This window comes from Stutzerimonas stutzeri, assembly GCF_009789555.1.
GTDB classification, from domain to species: Bacteria; Pseudomonadota; Gammaproteobacteria; order Pseudomonadales; family Pseudomonadaceae; genus Stutzerimonas; species Stutzerimonas stutzeri_R.
The window spans coordinates 649,392-670,685 of record NZ_CP046902.1; the positions used below are offsets into that span (position 1 = coordinate 649,392).

21 protein-coding genes are annotated in these 21,294 nt (G+C 64.4%); 7 read left to right on the forward strand and 14 right to left on the reverse strand.

The window, feature by feature from the left end; translation table 11 throughout:
- Positions 1–777: 777 nt before the first annotated feature.
- The 3 genes from GQA94_RS02905 to GQA94_RS02915 form a co-directional block, all read right to left on the reverse strand.
- A complete protein-coding gene (locus GQA94_RS02905; protein ID WP_158186661.1) occupies positions 778–2,085 on the reverse strand; it encodes a CitMHS family transporter in 1,308 nt (435 codons plus the stop codon).
- Between the two features lie 85 nt (positions 2,086–2,170).
- A complete protein-coding gene (locus tag GQA94_RS02910) occupies positions 2,171–2,500 on the reverse strand; it encodes an AtuA-related protein (RefSeq protein WP_199270091.1) in 330 nt (109 codons plus the stop codon).
- A complete protein-coding gene (locus GQA94_RS02915) occupies positions 2,500–3,852 on the reverse strand; it encodes an acyclic terpene utilization AtuA family protein (RefSeq protein WP_158186663.1) in 1,353 nt (450 codons plus the stop codon). Before GQA94_RS02915 ends, GQA94_RS02910 begins: the two co-directional genes overlap by 1 nt.
- 100 nt (positions 3,853–3,952) lie before the next feature.
- Between GQA94_RS02915 and GQA94_RS02920 the strand changes: the two genes are divergently transcribed.
- Both GQA94_RS02920 and GQA94_RS02925 read left to right on the forward strand, forming a co-directional pair.
- Positions 3,953–4,825 carry a LysR family transcriptional regulator gene (locus tag GQA94_RS02920; protein WP_158186664.1) on the forward strand — a complete coding sequence of 291 codons (873 nt, stop codon included), beginning with the start codon at positions 3,953–3,955 and terminating at the stop codon, positions 4,823–4,825.
- Between the two features lie 133 nt (positions 4,826–4,958).
- The gene (locus GQA94_RS02925; protein ID WP_158186665.1) at positions 4,959–5,327 is read left to right on the forward strand and encodes a PH domain-containing protein; all 369 of its coding nucleotides are present in this window, start codon (positions 4,959–4,961) and stop codon (positions 5,325–5,327) included.
- Between the two features lie 88 nt (positions 5,328–5,415).
- On the opposite strand, the gene GQA94_RS02930 is transcribed toward GQA94_RS02925, so the two are convergent.
- The 8 genes from GQA94_RS02930 to GQA94_RS02965 form a co-directional block, all read right to left on the reverse strand.
- Complete coding sequence (locus GQA94_RS02930) at positions 5,416–5,871, reverse strand: GlcG/HbpS family heme-binding protein (protein WP_158186666.1); 456 nt, start codon at positions 5,869–5,871, stop codon at positions 5,416–5,418.
- Between the two features lie 23 nt (positions 5,872–5,894).
- On the reverse strand, positions 5,895–7,067 hold the full coding sequence (locus tag GQA94_RS02935) for an alpha-hydroxy acid oxidase (RefSeq protein ID WP_199270092.1): 1,173 nt from the start codon (positions 7,065–7,067) through the stop codon (positions 5,895–5,897).
- A complete protein-coding gene (locus GQA94_RS02940; RefSeq protein WP_158186667.1) occupies positions 7,057–8,070 on the reverse strand; it encodes a 2-hydroxyacid dehydrogenase in 1,014 nt (337 codons plus the stop codon). Before GQA94_RS02940 ends, GQA94_RS02935 begins: the two co-directional genes overlap by 11 nt.
- Positions 8,071–8,084: 14 nt before the next feature.
- On the reverse strand, positions 8,085–9,005 hold the full coding sequence (locus GQA94_RS02945; RefSeq protein ID WP_158186668.1) for a dihydrodipicolinate synthase family protein: 921 nt from the start codon (positions 9,003–9,005) through the stop codon (positions 8,085–8,087).
- 59 nt (positions 9,006–9,064) lie between these two features.
- Positions 9,065–10,573: a tripartite tricarboxylate transporter permease gene (locus tag GQA94_RS02950; RefSeq protein WP_199270094.1), complete on the reverse strand. Its 1,509-nt coding sequence runs from the start codon at positions 10,571–10,573 to the stop codon at positions 9,065–9,067.
- Positions 10,574–10,606: 33 nt separating this feature from the next.
- A complete protein-coding gene (locus GQA94_RS02955; RefSeq protein ID WP_158186669.1) occupies positions 10,607–11,074 on the reverse strand; it encodes a tripartite tricarboxylate transporter TctB family protein in 468 nt (155 codons plus the stop codon).
- A gap of 34 nt (positions 11,075–11,108) precedes the next feature.
- Complete coding sequence (locus GQA94_RS02960; RefSeq protein WP_158186670.1) at positions 11,109–12,086, reverse strand: Bug family tripartite tricarboxylate transporter substrate binding protein; 978 nt, start codon at positions 12,084–12,086, stop codon at positions 11,109–11,111.
- 114 nt (positions 12,087–12,200) lie between these two features.
- Positions 12,201–13,349: a mandelate racemase/muconate lactonizing enzyme family protein gene (locus GQA94_RS02965; RefSeq protein ID WP_158186671.1), complete on the reverse strand. Its 1,149-nt coding sequence runs from the start codon at positions 13,347–13,349 to the stop codon at positions 12,201–12,203.
- 228 nt (positions 13,350–13,577) lie between these two features.
- Between GQA94_RS02965 and GQA94_RS02970 the strand changes: the two genes are divergently transcribed.
- From GQA94_RS02970 to ampC, 4 genes are all read left to right on the forward strand, one after another.
- On the forward strand, positions 13,578–14,618 hold the full coding sequence (locus GQA94_RS02970) for a LacI family DNA-binding transcriptional regulator (RefSeq protein WP_158186672.1): 1,041 nt from the start codon (positions 13,578–13,580) through the stop codon (positions 14,616–14,618).
- Positions 14,619–14,733: 115 nt separating this feature from the next.
- Positions 14,734–16,443: an IlvD/Edd family dehydratase gene (locus GQA94_RS02975; protein ID WP_199270134.1), complete on the forward strand. Its 1,710-nt coding sequence runs from the start codon at positions 14,734–14,736 to the stop codon at positions 16,441–16,443.
- A gap of 49 nt (positions 16,444–16,492) precedes the next feature.
- On the forward strand, positions 16,493–17,194 hold the full coding sequence (locus tag GQA94_RS02980) for a fumarylacetoacetate hydrolase family protein (RefSeq protein ID WP_158186674.1): 702 nt from the start codon (positions 16,493–16,495) through the stop codon (positions 17,192–17,194).
- A 208-nt stretch (positions 17,195–17,402) separates the two neighbouring features.
- The gene (gene ampC, locus GQA94_RS02985) at positions 17,403–18,566 is read left to right on the forward strand and encodes a class C beta-lactamase (protein ID WP_158186675.1); all 1,164 of its coding nucleotides are present in this window, start codon (positions 17,403–17,405) and stop codon (positions 18,564–18,566) included.
- A 56-nt stretch (positions 18,567–18,622) separates the two neighbouring features.
- Here ampC and GQA94_RS02990 read toward each other — a convergent pair whose 3' ends face one another.
- Positions 18,623–18,808 carry a hypothetical protein gene (locus tag GQA94_RS02990; RefSeq protein ID WP_158186676.1) on the reverse strand — a complete coding sequence of 62 codons (186 nt, stop codon included), beginning with the start codon at positions 18,806–18,808 and terminating at the stop codon, positions 18,623–18,625.
- A 327-nt stretch (positions 18,809–19,135) separates the two neighbouring features.
- Between GQA94_RS02990 and GQA94_RS02995 the strand changes: the two genes are divergently transcribed.
- Positions 19,136–20,056, forward strand: a complete 921-nt coding sequence (locus GQA94_RS02995) for a LysR family transcriptional regulator (protein ID WP_158186677.1) — start codon at positions 19,136–19,138, stop codon at positions 20,054–20,056.
- Positions 20,057–20,099: 43 nt separating this feature from the next.
- Here the strand turns inward: GQA94_RS02995 and madM are convergent, their stop codons facing one another.
- Entirely contained in the window at positions 20,100–20,864 is a 765-nt protein-coding gene (gene madM, locus GQA94_RS03000) for a malonate transporter subunit MadM (RefSeq protein WP_158186678.1), read from the reverse strand.
- Between the two features lie 3 nt (positions 20,865–20,867).
- Positions 20,868–21,269, reverse strand: a complete 402-nt coding sequence (madL, locus tag GQA94_RS03005; protein WP_158190009.1) for a malonate transporter subunit MadL — start codon at positions 21,267–21,269, stop codon at positions 20,868–20,870.
- Positions 21,270–21,294 lie beyond the last annotated feature (25 nt).

Consider the following 21,294-nt stretch of genomic DNA (forward strand, 5'->3'; position numbering starts at 1 on the left):
GTGTGATCCATCCCGGCGTTATATCGGCGTATCTTCGATATCTGAAATGTGGCGAACGTCCATTACCTGTCTATGTACAACCGCTGGAAATGCATGGCGATGCCAGGGATCGCATCGAATGATGGACTCGCGAGCCTGAATCAATTGCAGGAGTTGCCCTGCGCATCGGCAGGTTCGAGTCGAACAAGGAAAACACGTACGACCTTCCATTGTCGACCATAAGCCGTAGCCGGCCTGATCGATGAATGACCGTAGGGAAGAACAGAAGTGTCCTGTTGCGGTCCAGCGCAATCGTCGAACGTCGCATGCAGAACGACTCCCGGCTGGCGGATTAACCCACCCGCCGACGCGGATGCGCCTGCCAGGGGAGTCTCCTGGCGGGCTGTCCGGACGATGAAGCCCCTCGAACGCTCTGTGGCACAACGTCATTCAAGCCGAGATGGGCATCAGCGGCGAATTTTCCGACGGGTTGCGCGCGTGACCCGGGCTCGGCAGTCGGCCAGGCCGTTGCATCGAGTCGCCCTGTGTTGAAGTTTGATGCGGTCGGCGCTTGAAGACGCGCCACGCTTCTGCCCGAGCATCGCCGCCAGGCCGGACTACAGACCGTACGGCGACCCATGGGCCGGGCCGACCCCGACCCGCTGCATCGGCGTCTACCGGTGCCGCGGCTCGGCGATCGTCGAACAGGTAGCTGCCCCGTGCGCGCCCGCGGGATGTTCGCTGTGAGAGGCCGACGCGGGCCGCACACCCGTAACGGATCGCGGCCGCGAGAACCGATCAGACCTGCACGACGCCAATCGCGACCGCGAACGCCAGCATCACCAGGCTCACGCCCCAGGCCCAGAAAAAGGTAAAGGCGATGTGCTTGCGCAACTCCACGCCCGCCAGGGCCAGCGCCAGGTAGACGCTCGGTACCACCGGGCTGATGGCAAAGCCGGTGTTCTCGCCAATCAGCATGGCCCGAGCGACGGCTTCCAGCGGCACACCGGCTGCCACCGCTACGTCACGGATGACCGGTAGCAAGGCGAAGTAGTAGGCATCCGGCGAAAAGATCATGCCCAGCGGGACGCCGAACGCGCCAATGATGACGTGCAGGAACTGCGCCGAGCCGGCCGGCAGGATATCGATCAGCGCCAGCGCCATCCCGTCGGACATTTTCGCGCCCGATAGCACGCCCAGCAGAACCGCCGCGGCCATCATCACCAGCACCATCTGCAGCGCGTCCGACGCGTGGGCCTTGAGCCGCTCGGCCTGAGCCTCCAGCGAGACGAAGTTGAGCGGCAGCGCGAGGCCAAGGCCGACCATGAAGCAGGCGTACAGCGGAAAGATGCCGGTGAACAGGCAGGCCAGGATCGCGCCTGTCAGGGCCACGTTGAGCCAGTAGCGCAGCGTCCTCGGCGACAGTGCATGCTCACGGGGTTCGGCCCGCGCGCTGTCGAAGTCGATGGTCGCCGCCGCTCCCACGGAAACAGGTTGTTGGCGTTGCGCGCGCCGCCCGAGGTAGACCGCCACCAGCAGCATGCAGGCCAGACCGACCAGTTGCACGGGCACCAGGCCCAGCCACAGCTGGGTGGCGTCCAGCCCGGAGACGGCGGCAGCTCGGGCAGTGGTACCGCCCCATGGCACCATGTTGCCAACCCCGGCAGTGGTCCCCACCAGGCAAAGCAGCAGCGCCGGGCTCATGTTCAACCGACGATAAAGCGGCAGCAGCGCCGGAATCGTCAACAGAAAGGTTGCCGCGCCCACGCCGTCCAGATGCACCACGGCGGTGACGAGCACGGTGACCACGGCCACCGCCAGCGGCTTGCCGCCGGTGCTGCGGATCAACAGATTGACCAGCGGATCGAACAAGCCACGGTCACGCATGATGCCGAAGAACAGAATGGCGAAAAGAAACAGTGCCGCCGTCGGTGCGACGGTGATCAACCCACTCTTGATGAACTCGCCGATCTGCTGCGGGCTGAAACCGGCCAGCAGGCAGATGGCGACGGGGATAGTGGTGAAGGCCACCACCGGACTGATCCGGCGCAGCAGGATCAATACGATGATGCTGAGCATCATCAGAAAGCCCAGGGTTGTAATCATGTGGTACACCTCGTCATTGTTTTTATTGTCGGGCATCGGCTCGCAGGCCGACACCTCGGATGGCAAAGCGGCGCAACGCCGCGAATCAGGTGCCCGGCGGGGCGGGCAAGCGCATCGACAGCAGCAGATAGCTCAGGCTCTTGCCGTGACGGTCGAGTCCCGGACTTCGGTTCACGCCGCCTTCCAGCGCGTCCTCCAGCACGAAGTTCAGGACCTTGAGGCTGTCGAGCGCGTGGCGACGGACACGGCTGGGCTGGCGGGTTACGAACCACTCAGCGACGCGCTCACTCGTCAGCTCACGCTGCAGCCAGGCGTAGTGCGCGTCGTTCAGCGGGAACACGGCGATACTGAGGATGTTGCCCTTGTCGCCGGCACGGGCATGGGCATAGTCGGCCAGGGTGACGAATGCGCTCATCAATACCACTCCAGGGACGTTTGGATTTCATCGCGGGGGATCAGGAAGCTCTGCGTGGTGATGCTTTCGCTGACGTGGCGCCGGACCCCGCCACCGCCTGCCGGACCGTTGGTATACAGCGACTCCACTTCGGCCAGCAGGGCATCGATCAACGCCCGGTCAGGGTGCGTGAGCCCCACCCGCACGCGAACGTCGTCCAGCTCCGACACCTGTTCCAGACGTTGCGCCAGGTACTCGCCACGCCCGTCGTTGAACAGGCTGGCCACCCCCGAAAGGTCGATCCACGGCTCGATCTGAGGCGCCAGCTGCGCGAAGCGCTGCAGCAGCACCTCCCGCGCCAGCCGGGCCCGGGCCAGGGCCCCAGGACCTGCATAGGAAATCTCGCCTTCGCCGAACCACAAGCCTCGCAAGCCGACCAGCCCCTTGAGGGTTTCCGGTCGCGGATGCCCCTGAATCCCGCTGACCTGGACGCGGTGTTCGCCCACCTGGCGAACGCTCACCTCGCCCAGATCGAGCACCACATCGGGGGTCAGGTAACGGCGCGGGTCATGCACTTCATAGAGCAACTGTTCCTTGACCGTGCGCTCGCTGACCAAGCCACCGCTGCCTTCGGTCTTGGTGATCACCAGGCTGCCATCCTCTCCGAGTTCGACGATGGGGCAGCCCAGGTTCGCCAGATCAGGCACGTCCTTGATGCCGGGGTGGGCGAAATAACCGCCGGTGACCTGGGTGCAACACTCCAGCAAGTGCCCGGCAACCGTGGCGACCGCCATCTTCTGCCAGTCGTCTCGCGCCCAGCCAAGGCCATGGCGTGCCGGCCCCACCGCCAGCGACGGGTCGGCGACACGCCCGCAGAGCACGATCTGGGCACCCTGCTCGAGCGCCTGGGCGATGCCGTCGGCGCCGGTGTAGACATTGATCGATACCCGGCCCTCAGCCGGCAGGTCGGTTGGCAACCAGCGCTCCAGCGCGGCGGTGTCGGCCTGCAACAGGTCGTCGCCGAGCACGCAGGCGATGCGTGCCTGCGGGTAGCGCGCGGCAAGCAACTCGCGCAGACGCCGGGCAGCGGCCTGCGGATTGGCCGCGCCGCCATTGGTAACGATCGGGATTCGCTGCTCGAGGCAAAGCTTGAGAATCGGCTCGATGAAATCGAACAACCGTGCGGCGTAGCCCTGGGCAGGGTCGGCTCGCTTGCGCAATTGCGCCTCAGCGAGGGTTCGCTCGGCGAGGAGTTCGAGCATCAGGTAGCGTTGGCCCTTGCGTCCGGCCAGGTCCCGGGCGAGCCGCAGCGCGGCATCGGGACGGTCATTGGCAAAGCCGGCGCCGCAGCCGATGTGGATGGTTTTTGTCATGGTGCGCTCCACTGCGGTTTGCCTGCATGGTGGAGCTGGGTCATTCTTCTGTGAATTCGAAAGGTAAGATCAATTGATCCACTATTCTTATAGGTAAACCATGAACGTCTCGTTCCGCCAGTTGCGCGCTTTCGTGCGGGTTGCCGAAAGCGGCAGCTTCACCCGTACCTCCGAGCAGTTGCATCTGTCCCAGCCCGCGTTGAGCTACACCATTCGCAAGCTCGAAGACGCGCTCGGCCTGCAGTTGTTGGCGCGTAACACCCGCATGGTGGAAATGACGCCGGCTGGGCGGCACTTTCTCGCGCAGGCACGGCGGATGCTGCGGGACATGGAGGATGCGGTACGCGATGCGCGCGAGACGCTGGCGTTGACCCGCGGCATCATTCGCCTTGGCGCACTGCCAACCGCCGCGGCGTCGTTCCTGCCGCCTGCCATCGCGGCCTTCTCCGAGCTGCATCCGGGCGTCGAGGTACAGCTGCGCGACGGCCGCGCGGGCGAGATTCTCGCCTGGGTGAACAGCGGTGAGGTCGAGGCCGGCATCAGCTCCTCGCCCGCCGAGGGGTCAGGCCTGAACTTCGAACCGCTGCTTGACGATAACCTGGTATTGCTGGTTCGCGACGATGCTGCGCGGGGTACGCAATGGCGGCACCTTCCCTATATCGCCCTCACGCCGGACACCAGCATTCGACCGCTCGCCGACGCCGCGCTACGTCATCTGGGCATGCAGCCAACGCCCGTCTGGGAGGTGGCCCATATGAGTTCTGTCGTGGCTCTGGTGCGCGAGGGGCTGGGGTTTTCGCTGCTCCCCGCCAGCTGCGCGTCGGTTTTCAATATCGAACGATGCAGCACGGTCCCGATCGAGCAACCGGCACGGCGCTCGATCGGCCTGCTGGAAACCCGCCCAGTATCCCGCTCGCCATCGTTGGCGGCTTTCATGGCGCTGCTACGCGAGCGGTTGGCGTCAGGCGGTTGAGCCAATCGCCGGGTTGTGCGAATGCGCGATGGACGGCAGATCGTGTCCGAACGTCTTTTCCAGAACGGCTGATCCGGTCGTGCAGCATCTTGCGGCGTATGCTCTGCATTCCATGGGCTGACGAGCAATCCAGATGATCGACTTCAACAACAAGGGCTTCTTCAAACTGAAGCAGAACGATGAATACGCGGAGCGGGTCAGGTCGCTTCTGCTGGACGGCGAGCAGGTCATCGACGCGTACAAGTCGATGCGCGACGGCGTGGTGTTCACGAACAAGCGAATCATCGCGGTCAACGTGCAAGGTATCACCGGAAGCAAAAAGGACTTCACCTCCCTGCCCTACAAGAACATCGTCGCCTATTCGGTGGAAACGTCCGGAACCTTCGACCTGGACTCGGAGCTGGAGATCTACTTCTCATCGCTGGGCAAAGTCAGGTTCGAGTTCACCGGCAAGGCTTCGGTCGTCGAGATATCCAGGCACATCTCCCGACACTTGCTCTGAGGCGATCCGGGCTGGGGCCGGTCACGCTTGGGCGAGCGGCCTGTACCGGGTCGTAACACCTGTGGCTGCCCGGATCGGATCAGCCGGCTTACGCGTCCTGCTCGAGCGCCTCGGCGCCCGCGCAAGCGACCTGAGCGGCCTCGCTCCGGTGAACCCCATGAACCGCTACCGCGCCGATGCACCGCTGCTCGACATAGATGGGGATCGCATCAGCGGGGAACCGACGTTGCCGACCCAGCATCGATGACGCCTCGTCGAACAGGCCGCATTGCTCGGCGGCGGTAACCTGCTGAGCCTTTCGGATGGCGCATCGGGCGCTGTCGGGCGGGCTGCCATCGAGCTTCACCAGGCCAAGCGGCTCACCTGTGGTATCGACCACCGCGATGGAAACCGCCCAACCGTTACGCTCGGCCTCGACGCGCGCCGCGCGCAGCGCCGCTTCGGTCCTTTGCGCGCCAAGCCTGAAACGGTCCTGCGATGGCGGAGGACCCACATAGATGGCGGCCTCCACATCCCACAGCCCAGACAACAGTCCGCGTCCCATAAGCCCTCCGATTACCGGTTGCTCTATTTCTTGTTATTGACCAGGCACTGCCGGGTGACATCCTCGATCCGCGTCAGCCCCAGCAGCGCCATGTCACGCTGCAACTCGGCGCCCAGCAGGTCGATCGCATGCGATACGCCCGCTTCGCCCGCGTACGCCGCGGCATAGTTGAACGGTCGCCCGATGAAGACCATCCGCGCGCCCAGCGCCAGGGCTTTGAGTACGTCGGTGCCACGCCTGAAACCGCTGTCGACCATCACCGGCAGCTCGCTGACAGCCTCGACCACGTCAGGTAAGGCCTCCAGCGCCGAAAGGGTGCCGTCGAGCTGACGTCCGCCATGGTTGGAGACGATCAGCGCATCCGCCCCCGCATCGCGAGACCGACGCGCGTCATCCGGATGCAGCACACCCTTGATCACCAGCTTGCCCGGCCACAGCCGCCGGACCAGTTCGAGATAGCGCCAATTGAGGTGGCTGCGACCCGAGAAATCCCGCTTCACGTTACCGGACAGGATCGCGACGCCGCGCGTGGCATAGTTGTTCTCGAAGTGCGGCATGCCGTGATTGATCAACGTGCGCAGGAAGGTGCCGAACAACCAGCGCGGCCGTATCAGCCCGTCGTAGGCCAGGCGCAGGCTGGGGCGCAGCGGTGAGCTGAAGCCCGAGCGCGTGTTGTTGTCGCTGTTGGGCGGCACCGGGTAATCGACGGTGATCACCAGTTTGTCGAAGCCTGCGCTGCGCACGCGCTCGATCAGCGCCTCGATGCCGGATTCATCGCCAGGCAGGTAGGCCTGAAACCAATCCGTCTTGCCATTATTGAGCACGTCTTCCATGCGGATCAGCGAGCTGCCGCTGAGGATCATCGGAATGCCGGCCTTGGCTGCTGCCTGCGCCTGCACCAGATCCCCTCGGTAGGCCGACAGGGCGCTGATACCCATCGGCGCGATGCCGATCGGCAAGGCGTAGCGTTGGCCGAGCAGCTCGGTTTCCAGCGAGATGTTCGAGACATCGACCAGGGCCCGAGGCAGGAAGGCGTACGCCTCGAACGCGCTGCGATTGGCCCGGCCGGTGTGTCCGTCTTCGGCGACGTTGGCGATGTAGCCGTAGAGGGGGCGTGGCAGATGGCGTTTCGCAACGCGGTCGAGGTCGTGCAGGTTCAGGATCGACGCCAGGCGTCGCGAATGATTACTGGGCATCGACGGGTCGTTCCTGCTGTGTTTGGCCGAATCCGCTCGGGCGGGCCTGCGGATTGACCAGATCCCGCGGACGCTCGCTATGCAAGGCCTGACAGATATTCTCCACCGCGCACGCGGCCATCGCTTCGCGCGTTTCATGGGTGGCCGAGCCGATATGCGGCAGGGTGACCACGTTGTCCATGCGCAGCAGCGGTGACGCCTGCAACGGCTCACGCTCGAAGACGTCCAGTCCCGCACCGGCGATCAATCCCTCGTCCAGTGCTCGGATCAGCCCGGCCTCGTCGACCACCCGGCCGCGCGCGATGTTGATCACGAAGGCCGAGCGCTTCATCGCACGACACTGTTCGTAGCCGAGCAGGTGTTCGGTCTGCTCGGTCAGCGGCACGGTAAGGCAGACGAAATCCGACTCCGCCAGCAATTGCTCGAACGTACGGCGCTGTATCCCCCACTGCGCCTCCAGCTCGGGTTTGGGCGACGCGTTGCTGTACAGCAGCCGCATGTTGAAGCCCAGCGCGCGACGAGCGATGGCCTGGCCGATGCGCCCGAGGCCGACCAGCCCAAGCGTCTTGCCATGCACATCGTGACCGAAGTGAGGCTCGCCGACGTGCTGGGTCCAGCGCCCCTCGCGCACCATGTTGGCCAGCTCGACCATGCGCCGCGCGCTGGCCATGATCAACATGAATCCGGTGTCCGCGGTTGTCTCGGTAAGCACGTCCGGGGTGTTGGTCAACACGATGCCGCGGCGACTCAGCTCGGCGACCGGCAGGTTGTCGTAGCCCACCGAGATGGTCGCGATGGCTTCCAGCGCCGGCGCCTGGTCGAGCACCTCCGTGGTGACCTGCAACTTGCCGCCGATCAGGCCATGAGCCTCGCGCAGGGCGGCGGCGACCGCCTCGGGCTGACGCTCGGGCTCCTCGAAATAGTCCACCTCGAAGTGTTCACGCAAGCGCTGCAGGTGCGATTCCTTCAGCCGCCGCAGGGCGACGATTCGTTTCTTGTGCATCGGTAACTCCATGGTCAGCTGTGCTTGAGGCCCGGCATGTCGAAGTGAGCATCGTCGAGCAGCGCGAAAAGCTCAGCGCGCTGTTGCTCGTCGAGTTCCACCAGCGGAGGCCGTAGCCGTGCCCAGTGTTCCTCATCGCTGCATCGCGCGGTAGCCGCCTTGAGCGCCGCGATCACCGGGAAGCGCTCGAAGATCTTGCGCGTGCGGACCAGGGCAGCCTGCTGCTCGTCAGCGTCACCGGCCTGCCAGTTCCTGGCGAGCTGCGCGATGGGGCCAGGATTGACGTTGGCCGTGGCGCTGATGCAGCCGGCGCCTCCGGCACGCAGCGTCTGCAGCAGAAAGGCTTCGCTGCCGGCGTAGACCTCGAAGCCGTCCTGGCCGAAGTGCTCGATCACCGCCTGGGTATTGGACCAGTCGCCGGAGCTGTCCTTGAGTCCGACCACCTGCTTCGGATAGGCCTTGAGCAGCCGCTCGATCAAGCCCAGCGAGAGCGGCACCTGCGAAACCGGCGGGATGTGGTAGAGGTAAATGCGCAGCCGATCGTCGCCGACCCGCTCGATCACCTCGCTGAAGTAGCGGAACAGGCCCTCGTCGGACACGCCCTTGTAGTAGAACGGCGGCAGCATCAGCACGCCCTGCACACCTTTGGCGACTGCGTGACGGGTTTGCGCCACGGTATCGGGCAGCGCGCTGCTACCCGTACCGGGCATCAGCCGTGCAGCCGGAACGCCCGCCTCGATGAGTGCATCGAGCAATTGTTGCTTTTCTTGCACGGCGAGCGAATTGGCTTCCGAGTTGGTGCCAAACACGGCCAGCCCGACGCCCTTGTCCAGCAGCCAGCGGCAATGCGCCACGAAGCGTCCGGTGTCCGGCGTGAGGTCCGCAGCAAACGGCGTGATGACCGGCGACCATACGCGCCCCTTCTCATGACTCATGGCTCAATCCTCTTCTTGTCGTTATCCCGGCAGCCCCCAGCGGCTGCCAGCGCAGGGCTTCAGGCGAGGCGCGCACGGCGCCGCAGTGGCGCGAGCATCCAGCGGAACAGGGGTGTCGCCTGCAGCACCGAGAACACCGCGATGCACAGCAGGACCACGGCGATCGGGCTGGACAGGAAGATCCGGTAATCGCCATTGCCGATCAGCATCGACTGATGGAAGCCGTTCTCCATCACCGGGCCGAGGATCAGGCCGATGACCATCGGCGCCGGCGACACACCGGCCTTGGCCAGCCAGTAGCCGAACAGGCCGAAGCCCAGCATCAGGCCCACCTCGAACAGGCTGTTGTTGATCGCGTAGGCGCCGACGATGCACAGCGCGATGATCGCGCAGGCGATGAAGCCGTCCGGAATGCGGGTCACGGCGACGCTGGCCTTGGTGAACATCAGGCCGACGGCAAGCAGGCCGATGTTGGCGAAGATCACCGCCCAGATCAGCGTGTAGGTCACGTCGCCATAGTCGGTCAGCAGGTTCGGCCCCGGCAGGATGCCCTGCACCATCAGCGCACCGAGCAGGATCGCGGTTGCCGAGCTGCCCGGAATGCCGAGTGCGATGGTGGGGATCAACGCGCCGCCGACCACCGCATTGTTCGCCGCCTCGGGTGCAGCGACCCCGGCCGGATCGCCGTCGCCAAAACGACTCTTGTCCTTGGCAAAGCGTTTTGCCTCGTTATAGGCGAACCAGCTGGCGGTATCGCCGCCCGTCCCTGGAATCAACCCCACCACCACGCCGATGCCACTGGACCGCAGAATGTTGGGCATCAGCGCTTTCAGCTCGGAAAACTTTGGGATCAACCGGTCGGTGATGCGGCTGGCGATCTTGGCGGCGCCATGGGAGTTCTCGATCAGCGACAGCGCCTGGGGGATGGAAAACAGTCCGATCAACGCCACCGTGAAACTGATGCCCGAGAACAGATTGATATTGCCGAAGGCCATGCGCGGCGTGCCGGTGGTCAAGTCCATCCCCACGGTACTGACCAGCAATCCGATGGCGCCGGAGAACAGCCCGTTGACCACCGAGCCCTGGGCCAGCGAACCGATGATGGTGATGCCGAGCACGGCGATGGCGAACAGCTCGATCGGCCCGAATTCGACGACGATGCTGCCCAGCAGGGGTGCGGCCAACAGCAAGGCAAGGCCGCTGATGGTTCCACCGATGAAGGAGGCGAACAGTGAAATGCCCAGCGCCTTGCCTGCCTGACCCTGCTGCGACATCGGGTAGCCGTCGAGCACCGTCGCCGCCGCCGAGGGCGTGCCCGGCGTACGCAGCAGGATCGCAGCGATAGAACCTCCATACGAAGCACCGACGTAGAGCGAGGCGAGCATGCTCAGGCCGGTCGCGGTGTCCATGCTGAAGGTCAGCGGCAACAGCAGGGCCAGCGCCATGGTGGCGGATAGACCCGGCATGGCGCCGACGAACAGCCCCAGAAGCGTGCCGCCAAGAATGGCGGCGACATTGGACAGGGTCAGCACATTCGCCAACCCGATCATGACGATCGAACTTTCCACGGAAAAAGCCTCGTCGAGAGTAGATAAAGGCGATCAGCCGATCGCCGGTGGTAGCAGCGGTACGGGAAGCCCCAGAAATTGCACGAACACCAGGCAGACCACGGCCACCAGAACCACCGTGCCGATCACGGCGAAACGCACCGAGACCGTACGGATCAGCAGCAGCGCCACGGCCATGAACAGCACGGTCGACAACAGGTAACCCAGCGTGCCGATGAGCGCGACGTAGGCAATCGCCAGCGCGAACACCGCAGCGGTCACCGCATAGCGCGCCGGGGCGGGCGCCTCTTCGCTGGCAGCGGGCGGCTCGGCGCCGGAGCGGTTCGCTGCGCGCCAGCGCAGCAGCTCCGAACACACCATTGCCAGCGAGAGCAGCGCCACCGTTACCGAGTAGATCAGCGGCATCTGCGCGGCGGCCTCCGGATAACCCTGCGCGTTGATGAAGAACACCACGGCCACGGCGATGCCGAAGAGCCCGAGTAGCAACCTGTTTCTGTTCATCGGCGCCTCCCCTCGTTACGTTCGGCAGATCGCATCACTGCTGCTGGCCGCCCACTTCCTTCCAGATGCCCTGGAATTCCGTCTCCATCTGCTCGAACATCTGGCCGTACTCATCGCCGGTGACGATGTCGATGTTCAGGGCGCGCTTCTTCGCATCCTCCAGGAAGGCCTGGTCGTCCTTCAGCGCCTCGAACGCGGCGATCAGCTGCTGACGCGCCTCGGCGGGAATGCCAGCCGGCGCGCTGTAGCCACGCGAGGAACCAGCGACCACGTCTACGCCCTTCTCCTTCAAGGTCGGCACGTCCGGCAGGCTGTCGACGCGCTCATCGGCGAACACCGCCAACGCCTTGAGGTTGCCGCTCTTGACCTGGCTATAAACGGTGCCGACGTTGTTGAAACTGACATCGATCTTGTTGCCCATGGCGGCCGTGGCGGACGGGCCGTCGCCCTGGAACGGCACCTTTTTGAAGGACAGCCCCGTCGCCTTCTCGATCAGCAGGGTGGTGAAGAAGTCGTCGCCCCCCATCCCCGAATTGCCGACGGTGATCCGACCTGGCTTTTCCTTGGCCGCGGCGAGCAGGTCTTCGATGCTGTTGTAAGGGCTGTCCTTGGCGACCACGGCGATGCCCGGGTCGGTCACCACGTTGGCGATCGGTGTCAGGTCCTTGATGTTGTAGGTGATCGCGTCGTTCATGATGTAGTTGGTCATCAACATCGGGGTGTTGGTGATGCTGATGACCGAACCGTCCTTCTTCGATTGCCGCGCCAGGCGCGTCCAGGCGATCGCGCCGGTGGCGCCCGGGATGTACTCGTTGACGAAGTTCACGCCCAGGTTCTTGCTCAGATAGGGCTGCACCAGCTGCGCCAGCACATCGCTGCCGCCGCCAGGCTTGAAGCCCTGCAGTACGGCGACATCGTCGCCAGCGACGTATTCGGCCTGAGCGGCGAAGGGGACGGAAAATGCCGTTACGGCGGTGAGAACGGCGGCGGACAGTTTCAAGTTGATCTTCATTTCGCTAACTCCACGTTTCTTGTTGGATTTATGGTGTCTGGCTACCGGGCCCAGACGTGGTCAGGGGCGACGACCGAGCGCCGCCGCCCCTACAGCGGTCATGCTTTTCGCTCCTCAGCGGTTGTAGTCGAGGGTCATCCAGGGCTGGCTGCCGCCAATGCTGTAGCGCGTGACGGCCTGTTCGTCGAAGTCGAAGCCGAGCCCCGGGGTCTGGTGCAGCTTGATGTAGCCGTTTTCCTGCTCAAGCTGACGGTCGATCAGCCGGCGGAAGTTAAGGACCTGGTCATCCCAGAAGAACTCCACGTAACGGGCGTTCGGCGTTGCCGCGACCAGCGGCGCGTGCACGTCATGGAACCAGTGGGGGTACATCGGCACGCCATAACCGGCCGCCATCGCCGCGATGCGGCGCCACTCGGTGATACCACCGCACACCAGCGCGTCGGTCTGCAGGATGGCCGCACCGCCCTTGTCGAGCAGCTCCTTGTGTCGCCAGCGGCCCACTTCGACCTCGCCCGTGGCGACCGGAATCGGAGTGGCCCGAGCCAGCCGCGCGTGGCTGTCGATGTCGTCGACCAGGAACGGCTCCTCAATGAAACTCGGCTCGTAGCGCTCGAAGCGGCGCACGTACTGCAGCGCCTCGGTCACATCGCTCCAGGCGTTGTTGGCATCGAGCATCAACTCGATATCCGGCCCTACGGCCTCCCGCGCGGCGGCTACACGGGCCTGCTCCTCCTTCGGAGACAGACGTCCGGTCTTCATTTTCACGGCCTTGAAGCCGAGCGAGACGTAGTGCGCCATCTCCTCGCCGAGCCGCTCGGGCGTCTTGCCATCGAGGTAGTAGCCGCCGCTGGCGTAGGCCAGTACCCGGTCCGCGCTGGCCGCGCCGAGATAGCGATGCAGCGGCAGGCCGGCGCTCCGAGCGTTGAGGTCCCAGAGCGCGGTGTCGAGGATGCTGATGGCCCGCATGACAACCCCGGCGCGCCCTTGCAACAGGGCCTCCTGATACATCGCCTTCCAGAGCGCCTCGACATCCAGCGAGTCACGACCCAGCAATACCGGTGCCAGCAACTTTTCAACGGCCACCGGCAGCAACTCGCCACCTGCGCTGCCGACGTAGCAGAACCCGATGCCGCTCACACCGTTCTCGCCGGTCACCTTGACCAGGCCGTAGTCGCGGGCATGCACCGTGCGGTTGGAAAACGACGTGACCTGGTCCAGCGGCACGCGAGCAGCGCATACGGAGATGGAACTGATTATTGCCATTGTTTTTTCGTCCTGATCTCGCTCGAATTGTCGTATGTAAGCGCTTTCATTTCTGTCCTGACAGGCCTCTGGATCGGGCCATTCGGCATATCGAGACGGCGTGAAAGCAGCCATGTAATCGCTTACATTCCAAAAATAATGCGATGTAAGCGTTTACAAAAACCTAGTTTCGGTTTTTCCTAATGTCAAACACCAATCGCTAAGCGGCCATTCAAAAAGGACACGGAAATGGGTGACTCGCCTTTCTCGGCTCTGCTGTCGCGCGCCAGCCTGCAGGACGTCGCGCGGCTGGCAGGCGTGTCGACGGCAACGGTTTCTCGGGTCATCAATGGCAGCGCCACCGTCAGCGATGACAAACGCCACGCGGTCCAGCGGGCGTGCGATGAGCTCGGCTACGTGCTCAACGCCGCCGCGCGGACCCTGGCGTCACGCCGCAGCATGACCATCGGAGCGGTCGTTCCGACGCTGGCCACCGAAACCTTCTCGCGCACGCTCGCGGCCTTCCAGCAACGGGTTCACGAAGCCGGTTACACCCTGCTGGTCGCCAGTTTCGGGTTCGATGCGCAAGTGGAACTGAAGGAGGTCCAGACCATGCTGGAGCATGGCGTGGATGCGCTGATGGTGGTCGGTCGCACGCACGATCCGAAGATGTGGGACCTCATCGAACGCAAGCGCATCCCCTGCGTGCAGGCCTGGGCGCAAGACCCTCATCGCCCGAGCGTCGGCTTTGACAACGTCGCGGTCGCGCGGCAGATGGTCGAGCACCTGTTGTCCCTGGGACACCGCAAATTCGCCATGATCGTGGGCGAGCCCTCCTTCAACGACCGTGTCGGCGACCGGATCGCAGGCACCGGCGCGCGGCTGGCCGAAGAAGGCCTGGCGATCCCCGCCCACTGGCACATGGAGACGGACCTGACGCTTGAAGGCGCGATTGTCGCCATGCAGCGGCTGTTGCGCGGCCCGACGCGCCCCACCGCGGTCATCTGTGCCAACGACCTGCTCGCCTTCGGCGCCCTGCTCGCCGCGAAGAACCTCGGCGTGCGGGTGCCCGAAGAGGTTTCCATCGTCGGCTTCAACGACTTCGACTACGCCAGGTACATGTCCCCGCCGCTGACAACGATTCGCGTGGACCTCGCGCAGATAGGCGATTTCGCCGGGGCCTACCTGCTCGAAGCCCTGGCGGGCAAGCGGCCGGTCGGCCTGATAGAAACGACCACGGAGTTGCTGGTGCGAGGGAGTTCCGGCCAGGCACCAAGCGGCCCGGAGTGAGCCGTCCACCGCCTATTCACCCTGGAGCCGATTGCCACGGCATCGTTCCAACCATCGAGAGGAAACGCCCATGAACAAGAACAATGGCAACTCGGTAGACAACGTGGCGCAGGGGATGCGCAAGGGCCTGACCAACTATGGCGACGCGGAATTCTCGCTGTTTCTGCGCAAAGCCTTCATCAAGGGGGCCGGTTATTCCGACGACGCCCTGTCGCGCCCGATCGTCGGCATCACTAACACAGGCAGCGGCTTCAACCCGTGCCATGGCAACGCACCGCAGCTGATCGAAGCCGTCAAGCGCGGGGTGATGCTGGCCGGCGGGTTGCCGGTGGATTTCCCCACCATCTCGATCCATGAGAGCTTCGCCCACCCCAACAGCATGTTCCTGCGCAACCTCATGTCCATGGACACCGAGGAAATGATCCGCGCCTTGCCGATGGACGCCGTCGTACTGATCGGCGGCTGCGACAAGACCGTCCCAGCCCAGTTGATGGGTGCCGCCAGCGCCGGCGTGCCGGCCATCCAGCTGGTCAGCGGCTCGATGCTCACCGGCTCGCACCGGGGCGTGCGCGTCGGTGCCTGTACCGACTGCCGGCGCTTCTGGGGCATGTATCGCGGCGACGAAATCGACCAGCAGGAAATCACCGAGGTCAACGACCAACTGGTCGCCAGCGTCGGTACCTGCTCGGTCATGGGCACCGCCAGCACCATGGCCTGCGTCACCGAAGCACTTGGCATGATGCTGCCTGGCGGAGCCACGCCACCGGCGGTCACCGCCGACCGTATCCGCATCGCCGAGCGCACCGGCACCCAGGCGGTGGCGATGATCCAGGCGGGATTGACGCCTGACCGCATTCTTACCCGGAAGGCCTTCGAGAATGCCCTGATGGTGCTGCTGGCCATCGGCGGTTCGACCAATGGCATCGTTCACCTGGCCGCGATTGCCGGCCGTTGCGGCATCCGCATCGACATGGACCAGGTCGACGCACTCGGCCGCAACATTCCGGTGCTGGTCAATCTCAAGCCATCCGGCACGCATTATATGGAAGACCTGCACAAGGCCGGTGGGCTGGCGCCCGTATTGCGCGAGCTGCGGCCGTTCCTGCACCTCGACGCGCTGACGGTCACCGGGCGCACGCTGGGCGAGGAACTCGACCAGCTCGCGGCCTTCGCACAGGACGTCGTACGGCCGCTGGACAACCCGATCTACCCGCAGGGCGGCATCGCCTTCCTGCGCGGCAACCTTGCGCCGGACGGGGCGATCATCAAGCAGTCGGCCGCCAGTCCCGAGTTGATGGAACATGAAGGTCGCGTGGTGGTGTTCGATGGCCTGGAAGACCTCGCCCAGCGCATCGATGACCCCGCGCTCGACGTCGAGGCGCACGACATCCTGGTCCTCAAGAACATCGGCCCGAAAGGCGCACCCGGCATGCCCGAAGCTGGCTACATCCCGATCCCTCGCAAGCTGGCGCGCGCCGGCGTGAAGGATATGGTGCGCATCTCCGATGGCCGCATGAGCGGCACGGCGGGCGGCACCATCATCCTGCACGTTACCCCCGAGGCAGCCGTGGGCGGGCCGCTGGCGCTGATCGAGAGCGGCGATCGCCTGCGCCTGAGCGTAAGCGAGCGCCGCCTCGAACTGCTGGTGAGCGACGAGGAACTGGCACGTCGGCGCGATGCCGTCGAGCTGCCCGAACGGCGCGAAGGCGACGAGCGCGGCTATCGCAAGCTGTTTCTCGAGACCGTGACGCAAGCCGATCAGGGCTGCGATTTCGATTTTTTGCGCAGCCTGGACGAATCCGGCAGCGTGCCGCTGCGCAAGTGACCCGGCAGCCCTGGCGCTGCCCTCAACGACCCCAACCTGGAGCCTGAACGTGCACTCGACAGACCCAAACGATTACCTCTTCACCCCCGCCATCGCCAGCCTCGCCGTGGTCGGTAGCCGTCAGCGCTATCCGGTCCGTCGTGTCTATTGCGTCGGACGCAACTATGCCGAACATGCGCGTGAAATGGGGCATGATCCTGATCGCGAACCGCCGTTTTTCTTCACCAAACACCCGGACAGTCTGCTGCCGGACGGCAGCGTGTTCCCCTACCCGCCTGGCACCGAGAGCGTGCACCACGAAATCGAGATGGTCGTGGCCATCGGCCGTGGCGGTGCCGATATCTCCGTCGAACAGGCACTCGAACACGTTTACGGCTACGCCGTCGGGCTGGACATGACGCGTCGCGACCTGCAAGCCGAAGCGAAGAAGATGGGGCGCCCCTGGGCGGTGGCAAAGGGCTTCGATCATGCTGCTCCCTGCTCGGCGCTGGTGCCGGCCGCGAAGATCGGCCACCCGACGGAGGGCCGTGTCTGGCTCGACGTCAACGGCGAGACCCGCCAGGATGGCGATCTGGCCTCGCTGATCTGGAGCGTACCGGAGGTGGTTGCCTACCTGTCGAGGCTGTTCGTGCTCGAACCCGGCGACCTGATCATGACCGGCACCCCGGCAGGCGTCGGACCCGTGCAACGCGGCGACAGACTGAGCGGTGGCGTCCAGGGCATCGGCACGCTCGAGATCACCGTGGGTTGAGCCCCTGGACGACCGGGCGGGTATCGTTTCGGCGTCGCCGCGTCCTGACGTGCGACGTGATTCGACAGACCCGCGCCGGTGCGACCAGACGGCGCCAGGCGGTCGCGATCAACCGACCGTCGATTCGGCTGCGCAAGCGGTACAACCTCTTCTGCAAGCGGCGGCGGGATGCTAGCGTTCAAGCCCCGAGGCTGCCTGGAGACGCCACATGCGCTCATCGCTCAGACACCGCGCGCGCGTGCTGGTCACCGTGCTGGCGACGACGCTCAGCTGTTTCGCCCTGGCCGATGCGCGCCAGAGCCACATCGATGCGACGGTAAATGAAGCCGCGCGGCGCCTGATGGCGCAGCACGCGATCCCTGGCCTGGCCATCGCGATCACCGCCCAGGGCACGCAGCATTTTTATAATTTCGGCGTGGCGTCGACCGCGACGCAGCAGGCGGTGACATCCAACACGCTTTTCGAAGTCGGCTCGCTCAGCAAGACGTTGACCGCGACGCTCGCGGCCTATGCCGACGCGCTCGGCACGCTATCGCTGGGCGACAGCCCCAGCCGCCATCTGCCCGCGCTGCGGGGCAGCAAGCTCGACGAGATCACCCTGATCGATCTGGCGACGCACACGGCTGGCGATTTCCCGTTGCAGTTGCCCGACGAGATTCGTACCGACACGCAGTTGATCGCGTATTTCAGAGCGTGGCAGCCGCGGCACGCACCGGGCAGCCGTCGCGTCTATGCGAACCCCGGCATAGGGTTGTTAGGCATGGCCGGCGCCAGCAGTCTCGGGCTTGGCTACGTCGATGCCGTGCAGACCCGGCTGCTGCCGAAGCTCGGCATGACGAGCACCTTTATCGACATCCCGCCAGCCGAGATGGCGCGCTATGCCCAGGGTTACAACAAGGACGGCGATCCCGTCCGGCTGAACCCGGCACTGCTGGCTGACGAAGCCTACGGTGTGAAAAGCACCAGCAGGGATCTGCTTCGCTTCGTCGAGGTCCAGCTCGGCGAGATCGATACCGACGGTGCGATCCGACGCGCCATCGAGACAACCCGAACCGGCTACCATCGAGTCGGCGCCATGACCCAGGCACTGGTCTGGGAGCAGTACGCCTATCCGGTGGCGCTGCAGGACCTGCTGACCGGCAACGCCAGCGCGATGGTGCTGGAAAGCCAACCCACTGCGCCGATCAGCCCACCTCTGCCCCCGCAGGACGATGTCTGGGTCAACAAGACCGGCTCGACCAACGGCTTCGGCGCCTATCTGGCCTTCATACCGGCGAAACGATTGGGGATCGTCATCCTGGCTAACCGGTACTACCCGAACGAGGCGCGGGTGAAGCTTGCCTATCGCATCCTGACCCAGCTGAGCGACTGACTCTCGCGGGCGCCAACCTGCCTGGCGTTGCCGCCCGCCAGCGGCGGTCGCGACGCCTAGCGATCGATTTCCGAGCCGTGGCCGGCAAGCCGGTCCGCTGCCGCAGTGGTTTGCTGAGCGGGCTCCGCGTCCCGGCCGTCTTCGCTGCGAATGCCCATGGCCATCAACAATGTTTCGGTCACTTCCATGAAGGAATACCCATCGGCCCATATCTGGGTCTTTACGTTCAGCCTGTCATCCATTTTTCGGTTCCTGAGCTGGAGCGTCCGTCCAGCCGTTCGTTCAGTGAATTGCCGAGCTGGCAACCGGCAACTACAGCACTGAACATGCCATCCTTCACGGTTACGATTAATCGTTTGTAATCAATTAGTTACGCAACCAGCACCTCACGCGCACGTTGCAAGTTGCATGACCGCAGCCGCAACCCCATGCGATGTGCACGCCTGGTCGCTGGCGCCCGGTATCGCCGCGCGCTCAGCCGGGTATCACCGGCCAGGCGCAACCGATTCGCAAGGCCCCAGGCGTGTTCGCGGCAGGCATAATTGCCTTCCTTGACCGAGCCCTTGCCCATGCAGATCGACGAAGAACTTACCCTCAAGAAGCTGGAGGTCTTCCTGGCCTTCATGCGCAGCGGAAACCTGAGCAAGGCGGCGGCTGAACTCGATACCAGCAACGTCAGCGTGCACCGCGCCATCCATTCGCTTGAAAGCGCGCTGCGTTGCCCGCTGTTCAAGCATGAAGGGCGCCACCTGATACCGCTGGAAAGTGCCTATGTGCTCGAAGAAAAGGCCCAGAAGCTGGTCCAGGACGTGCTCGAAACGGTGCGCCAGACGCGCGAGGCCGCAGGCTTTTCGGCTGAGCGCTTCAAACTCGGCGCGCTCTACTCGCTGACGGTCAAAACCGTGCCGCAGCTGATCATGGGGTTGAAACTGCGCCGCAGCGAACTCAACATCGACCTGATCCTCGGCTCCAACATCGACCTGTTCTACAAGCTGAAAAACATGGAGCTGGACGCCATCCTGGTGTCGCTGAACGAGAGCGTCAGCAACGATCCGGACTGCGCCCAGCTACCGCTGTTCGCCGATGACATCTTTCTCGCCGCGCCTGCCGACTCGCCCTTTGCACAACAGCCGGAAGTCGATCTGAGCGAATTGCGCGACGCGACGTTCATCACGCTCACCCAGGGCTTCGCTACGCATCAGGACGGCAACCGGGTCTTCCAGCAGGCTGGATTCGAGCCGAAGGTGGCGATGCAGGTGAACGACATCTTCACCTTGCTGAGCATGGTCAATTCGGGCGTGGGCTACGCGCTGCTGCCGGGGCGCGTTGGGATGGTGTACGAATCCAGGGTCAGGCTGGTGCCGTTGCAGGCGCGCTATCACCTGCAACAGCACATCGGCGTGGTCTTTCTCAAAGCCAAGGAACGCGACCCGAACCTGCTCGCGCTCCTCGCCGAATGCCGCATGTACAGCCTGAAAAACCCGAGTTGAGGTGCAGCGGGTGGAAACGGCAACGCTTGCACCTCGGCGCCGCTCAGCCCAGCAGACCGCGCATGATGAAGAACAGCAGTGACGGACCCAGCAGGCAGCCCAGCGCGGTATAGAACGCCGCGGTCAGGCAACCATAAGGCACCAGCCGGGCATCGGTCGCCGCCAGACCGCCGGCGACACCGCTGGACGTGCCGATCAGACCGCCGAAGATGACCGCCGCGCGCGGGTTGTTCAGGCCGATCATCGGTGCGACGAAGGGCGTTGCGATCATCACCAGAATCGCCTTCACCAGACCGGCGGCGATGGACAGCGCCATGACCTCGGAACTGGCGCCGATGGCAGCGCCGGTGACCGGGCCGACGATATAGGTCACCGCGCCGGTGCCAATGGTGGTCAGGCTGACCGCATCGGTGTAGCCGAACGCCATGGCCACGCCGACGCCAGCGACGAAGGATGAAAACACACCGACGAACAGCGCCAGCACGCCGACCATCCCGGCCCGCTTGAGCTCTTCGACACTGACGCCGAATCCGGTGGCGACAATGGCGAAGTCACGCAACATGGCGCCGCCAAGCAGGCCGATGCCGGAAAACAGGGCGATGTCCACCAGCCCTTTTTGCCCGCCGGTGACCACGCCGCCGATATAGGACAGCAGCAGACCGATCAGGATGGCGACCGCCGATCCGTGCAGGCGGCCCTTGGTGAGCTTGTCCGACAGCCAGTAAGACAGCCACATGGTGGCGCCGATGATGGCGAAGCCGCTGATCAACCCGTAACCGGACACGACTTTGAGGAGGGATTCGTACATGGCTCAGCCCCTCTGTGCGCTGGTGAGGGGTTTGCGGACTTCGGTTTCAGGCTTTTTTCCGATCCGATCCAGCACGGGCAACAGCGCGAAGGCCACCACGACGGCGGCAATACCGGCCAGGATGGCCATGGGGCCGCCACTCAAGGCGCCGTAGACATTCTGCTGGGCAGCCATGGCCACCACGATGGGAATGTAGACGGCGCTCCAGAATTTGACGCCCTGCTCCGTCTCCATATTGAACAGGCCGCGCTTTTTCAGATAGCTGCCCAATAGAATCAGCAGCACCATGGCGATACCGACACCGCCGACGTTGGCGGGTACGCCCAGCAGTTTGCCGAGCAACTCACCGACGAAAATGCCCGTCAGGGTACACAAGGCCAGAAAGGCCACTCCAAAGATAATCATTGTTTTTGTCCTTTTGGGTTGCGCT

Excerpts from the sequence above, each read along its gene's own strand:
- GQA94_RS02905 (WP_158186661.1), bottom strand. The coding sequence starts at position 2,085 with ATGATTACAACCCTGGGCTTTCTGATGATGCTCAGCATCATCGTATTG.
- GQA94_RS02910 (WP_199270091.1), bottom strand. The coding sequence starts at position 2,500 with ATGAGCGCATTCGTCACCCTGGCCGACTATGCCCATGCCCGTGCCGGC.
- GQA94_RS02915 (WP_158186663.1), bottom strand. The coding sequence starts at position 3,852 with ATGACAAAAACCATCCACATCGGCTGCGGCGCCGGCTTTGCCAATGAC.
- GQA94_RS02920 (WP_158186664.1), top strand. The coding sequence starts at position 3,953 with ATGAACGTCTCGTTCCGCCAGTTGCGCGCTTTCGTGCGGGTTGCCGAA.
- GQA94_RS02925 (WP_158186665.1), top strand. The coding sequence starts at position 4,959 with ATGATCGACTTCAACAACAAGGGCTTCTTCAAACTGAAGCAGAACGAT.
- GQA94_RS02930 (WP_158186666.1), bottom strand. The coding sequence starts at position 5,871 with ATGGGACGCGGACTGTTGTCTGGGCTGTGGGATGTGGAGGCCGCCATC.
- GQA94_RS02935 (WP_199270092.1), bottom strand. The coding sequence starts at position 7,067 with ATGCCCAGTAATCATTCGCGACGCCTGGCGTCGATCCTGAACCTGCAC.
- GQA94_RS02940 (WP_158186667.1), bottom strand. The coding sequence starts at position 8,070 with ATGCACAAGAAACGAATCGTCGCCCTGCGGCGGCTGAAGGAATCGCAC.
- GQA94_RS02945 (WP_158186668.1), bottom strand. The coding sequence starts at position 9,005 with ATGAGTCATGAGAAGGGGCGCGTATGGTCGCCGGTCATCACGCCGTTT.
- GQA94_RS02955 (WP_158186669.1), bottom strand. The coding sequence starts at position 11,074 with ATGAACAGAAACAGGTTGCTACTCGGGCTCTTCGGCATCGCCGTGGCC.
- GQA94_RS02960 (WP_158186670.1), bottom strand. The coding sequence starts at position 12,086 with ATGAAGATCAACTTGAAACTGTCCGCCGCCGTTCTCACCGCCGTAACG.
- GQA94_RS02965 (WP_158186671.1), bottom strand. The coding sequence starts at position 13,349 with ATGGCAATAATCAGTTCCATCTCCGTATGCGCTGCTCGCGTGCCGCTG.
- GQA94_RS02970 (WP_158186672.1), top strand. The coding sequence starts at position 13,578 with ATGGGTGACTCGCCTTTCTCGGCTCTGCTGTCGCGCGCCAGCCTGCAG.
- GQA94_RS02975 (WP_199270134.1), top strand. The coding sequence starts at position 14,734 with ATGCGCAAGGGCCTGACCAACTATGGCGACGCGGAATTCTCGCTGTTT.
- ampC (WP_158186675.1), top strand. The coding sequence starts at position 17,403 with ATGCGCTCATCGCTCAGACACCGCGCGCGCGTGCTGGTCACCGTGCTG.
- GQA94_RS02990 (WP_158186676.1), bottom strand. The coding sequence starts at position 18,808 with ATGGATGACAGGCTGAACGTAAAGACCCAGATATGGGCCGATGGGTAT.
- GQA94_RS02995 (WP_158186677.1), top strand. The coding sequence starts at position 19,136 with ATGCAGATCGACGAAGAACTTACCCTCAAGAAGCTGGAGGTCTTCCTG.
- madM (WP_158186678.1), bottom strand. The coding sequence starts at position 20,864 with ATGTACGAATCCCTCCTCAAAGTCGTGTCCGGTTACGGGTTGATCAGC.
- madL (WP_158190009.1), bottom strand. The coding sequence starts at position 21,269 with ATGATTATCTTTGGAGTGGCCTTTCTGGCCTTGTGTACCCTGACGGGC.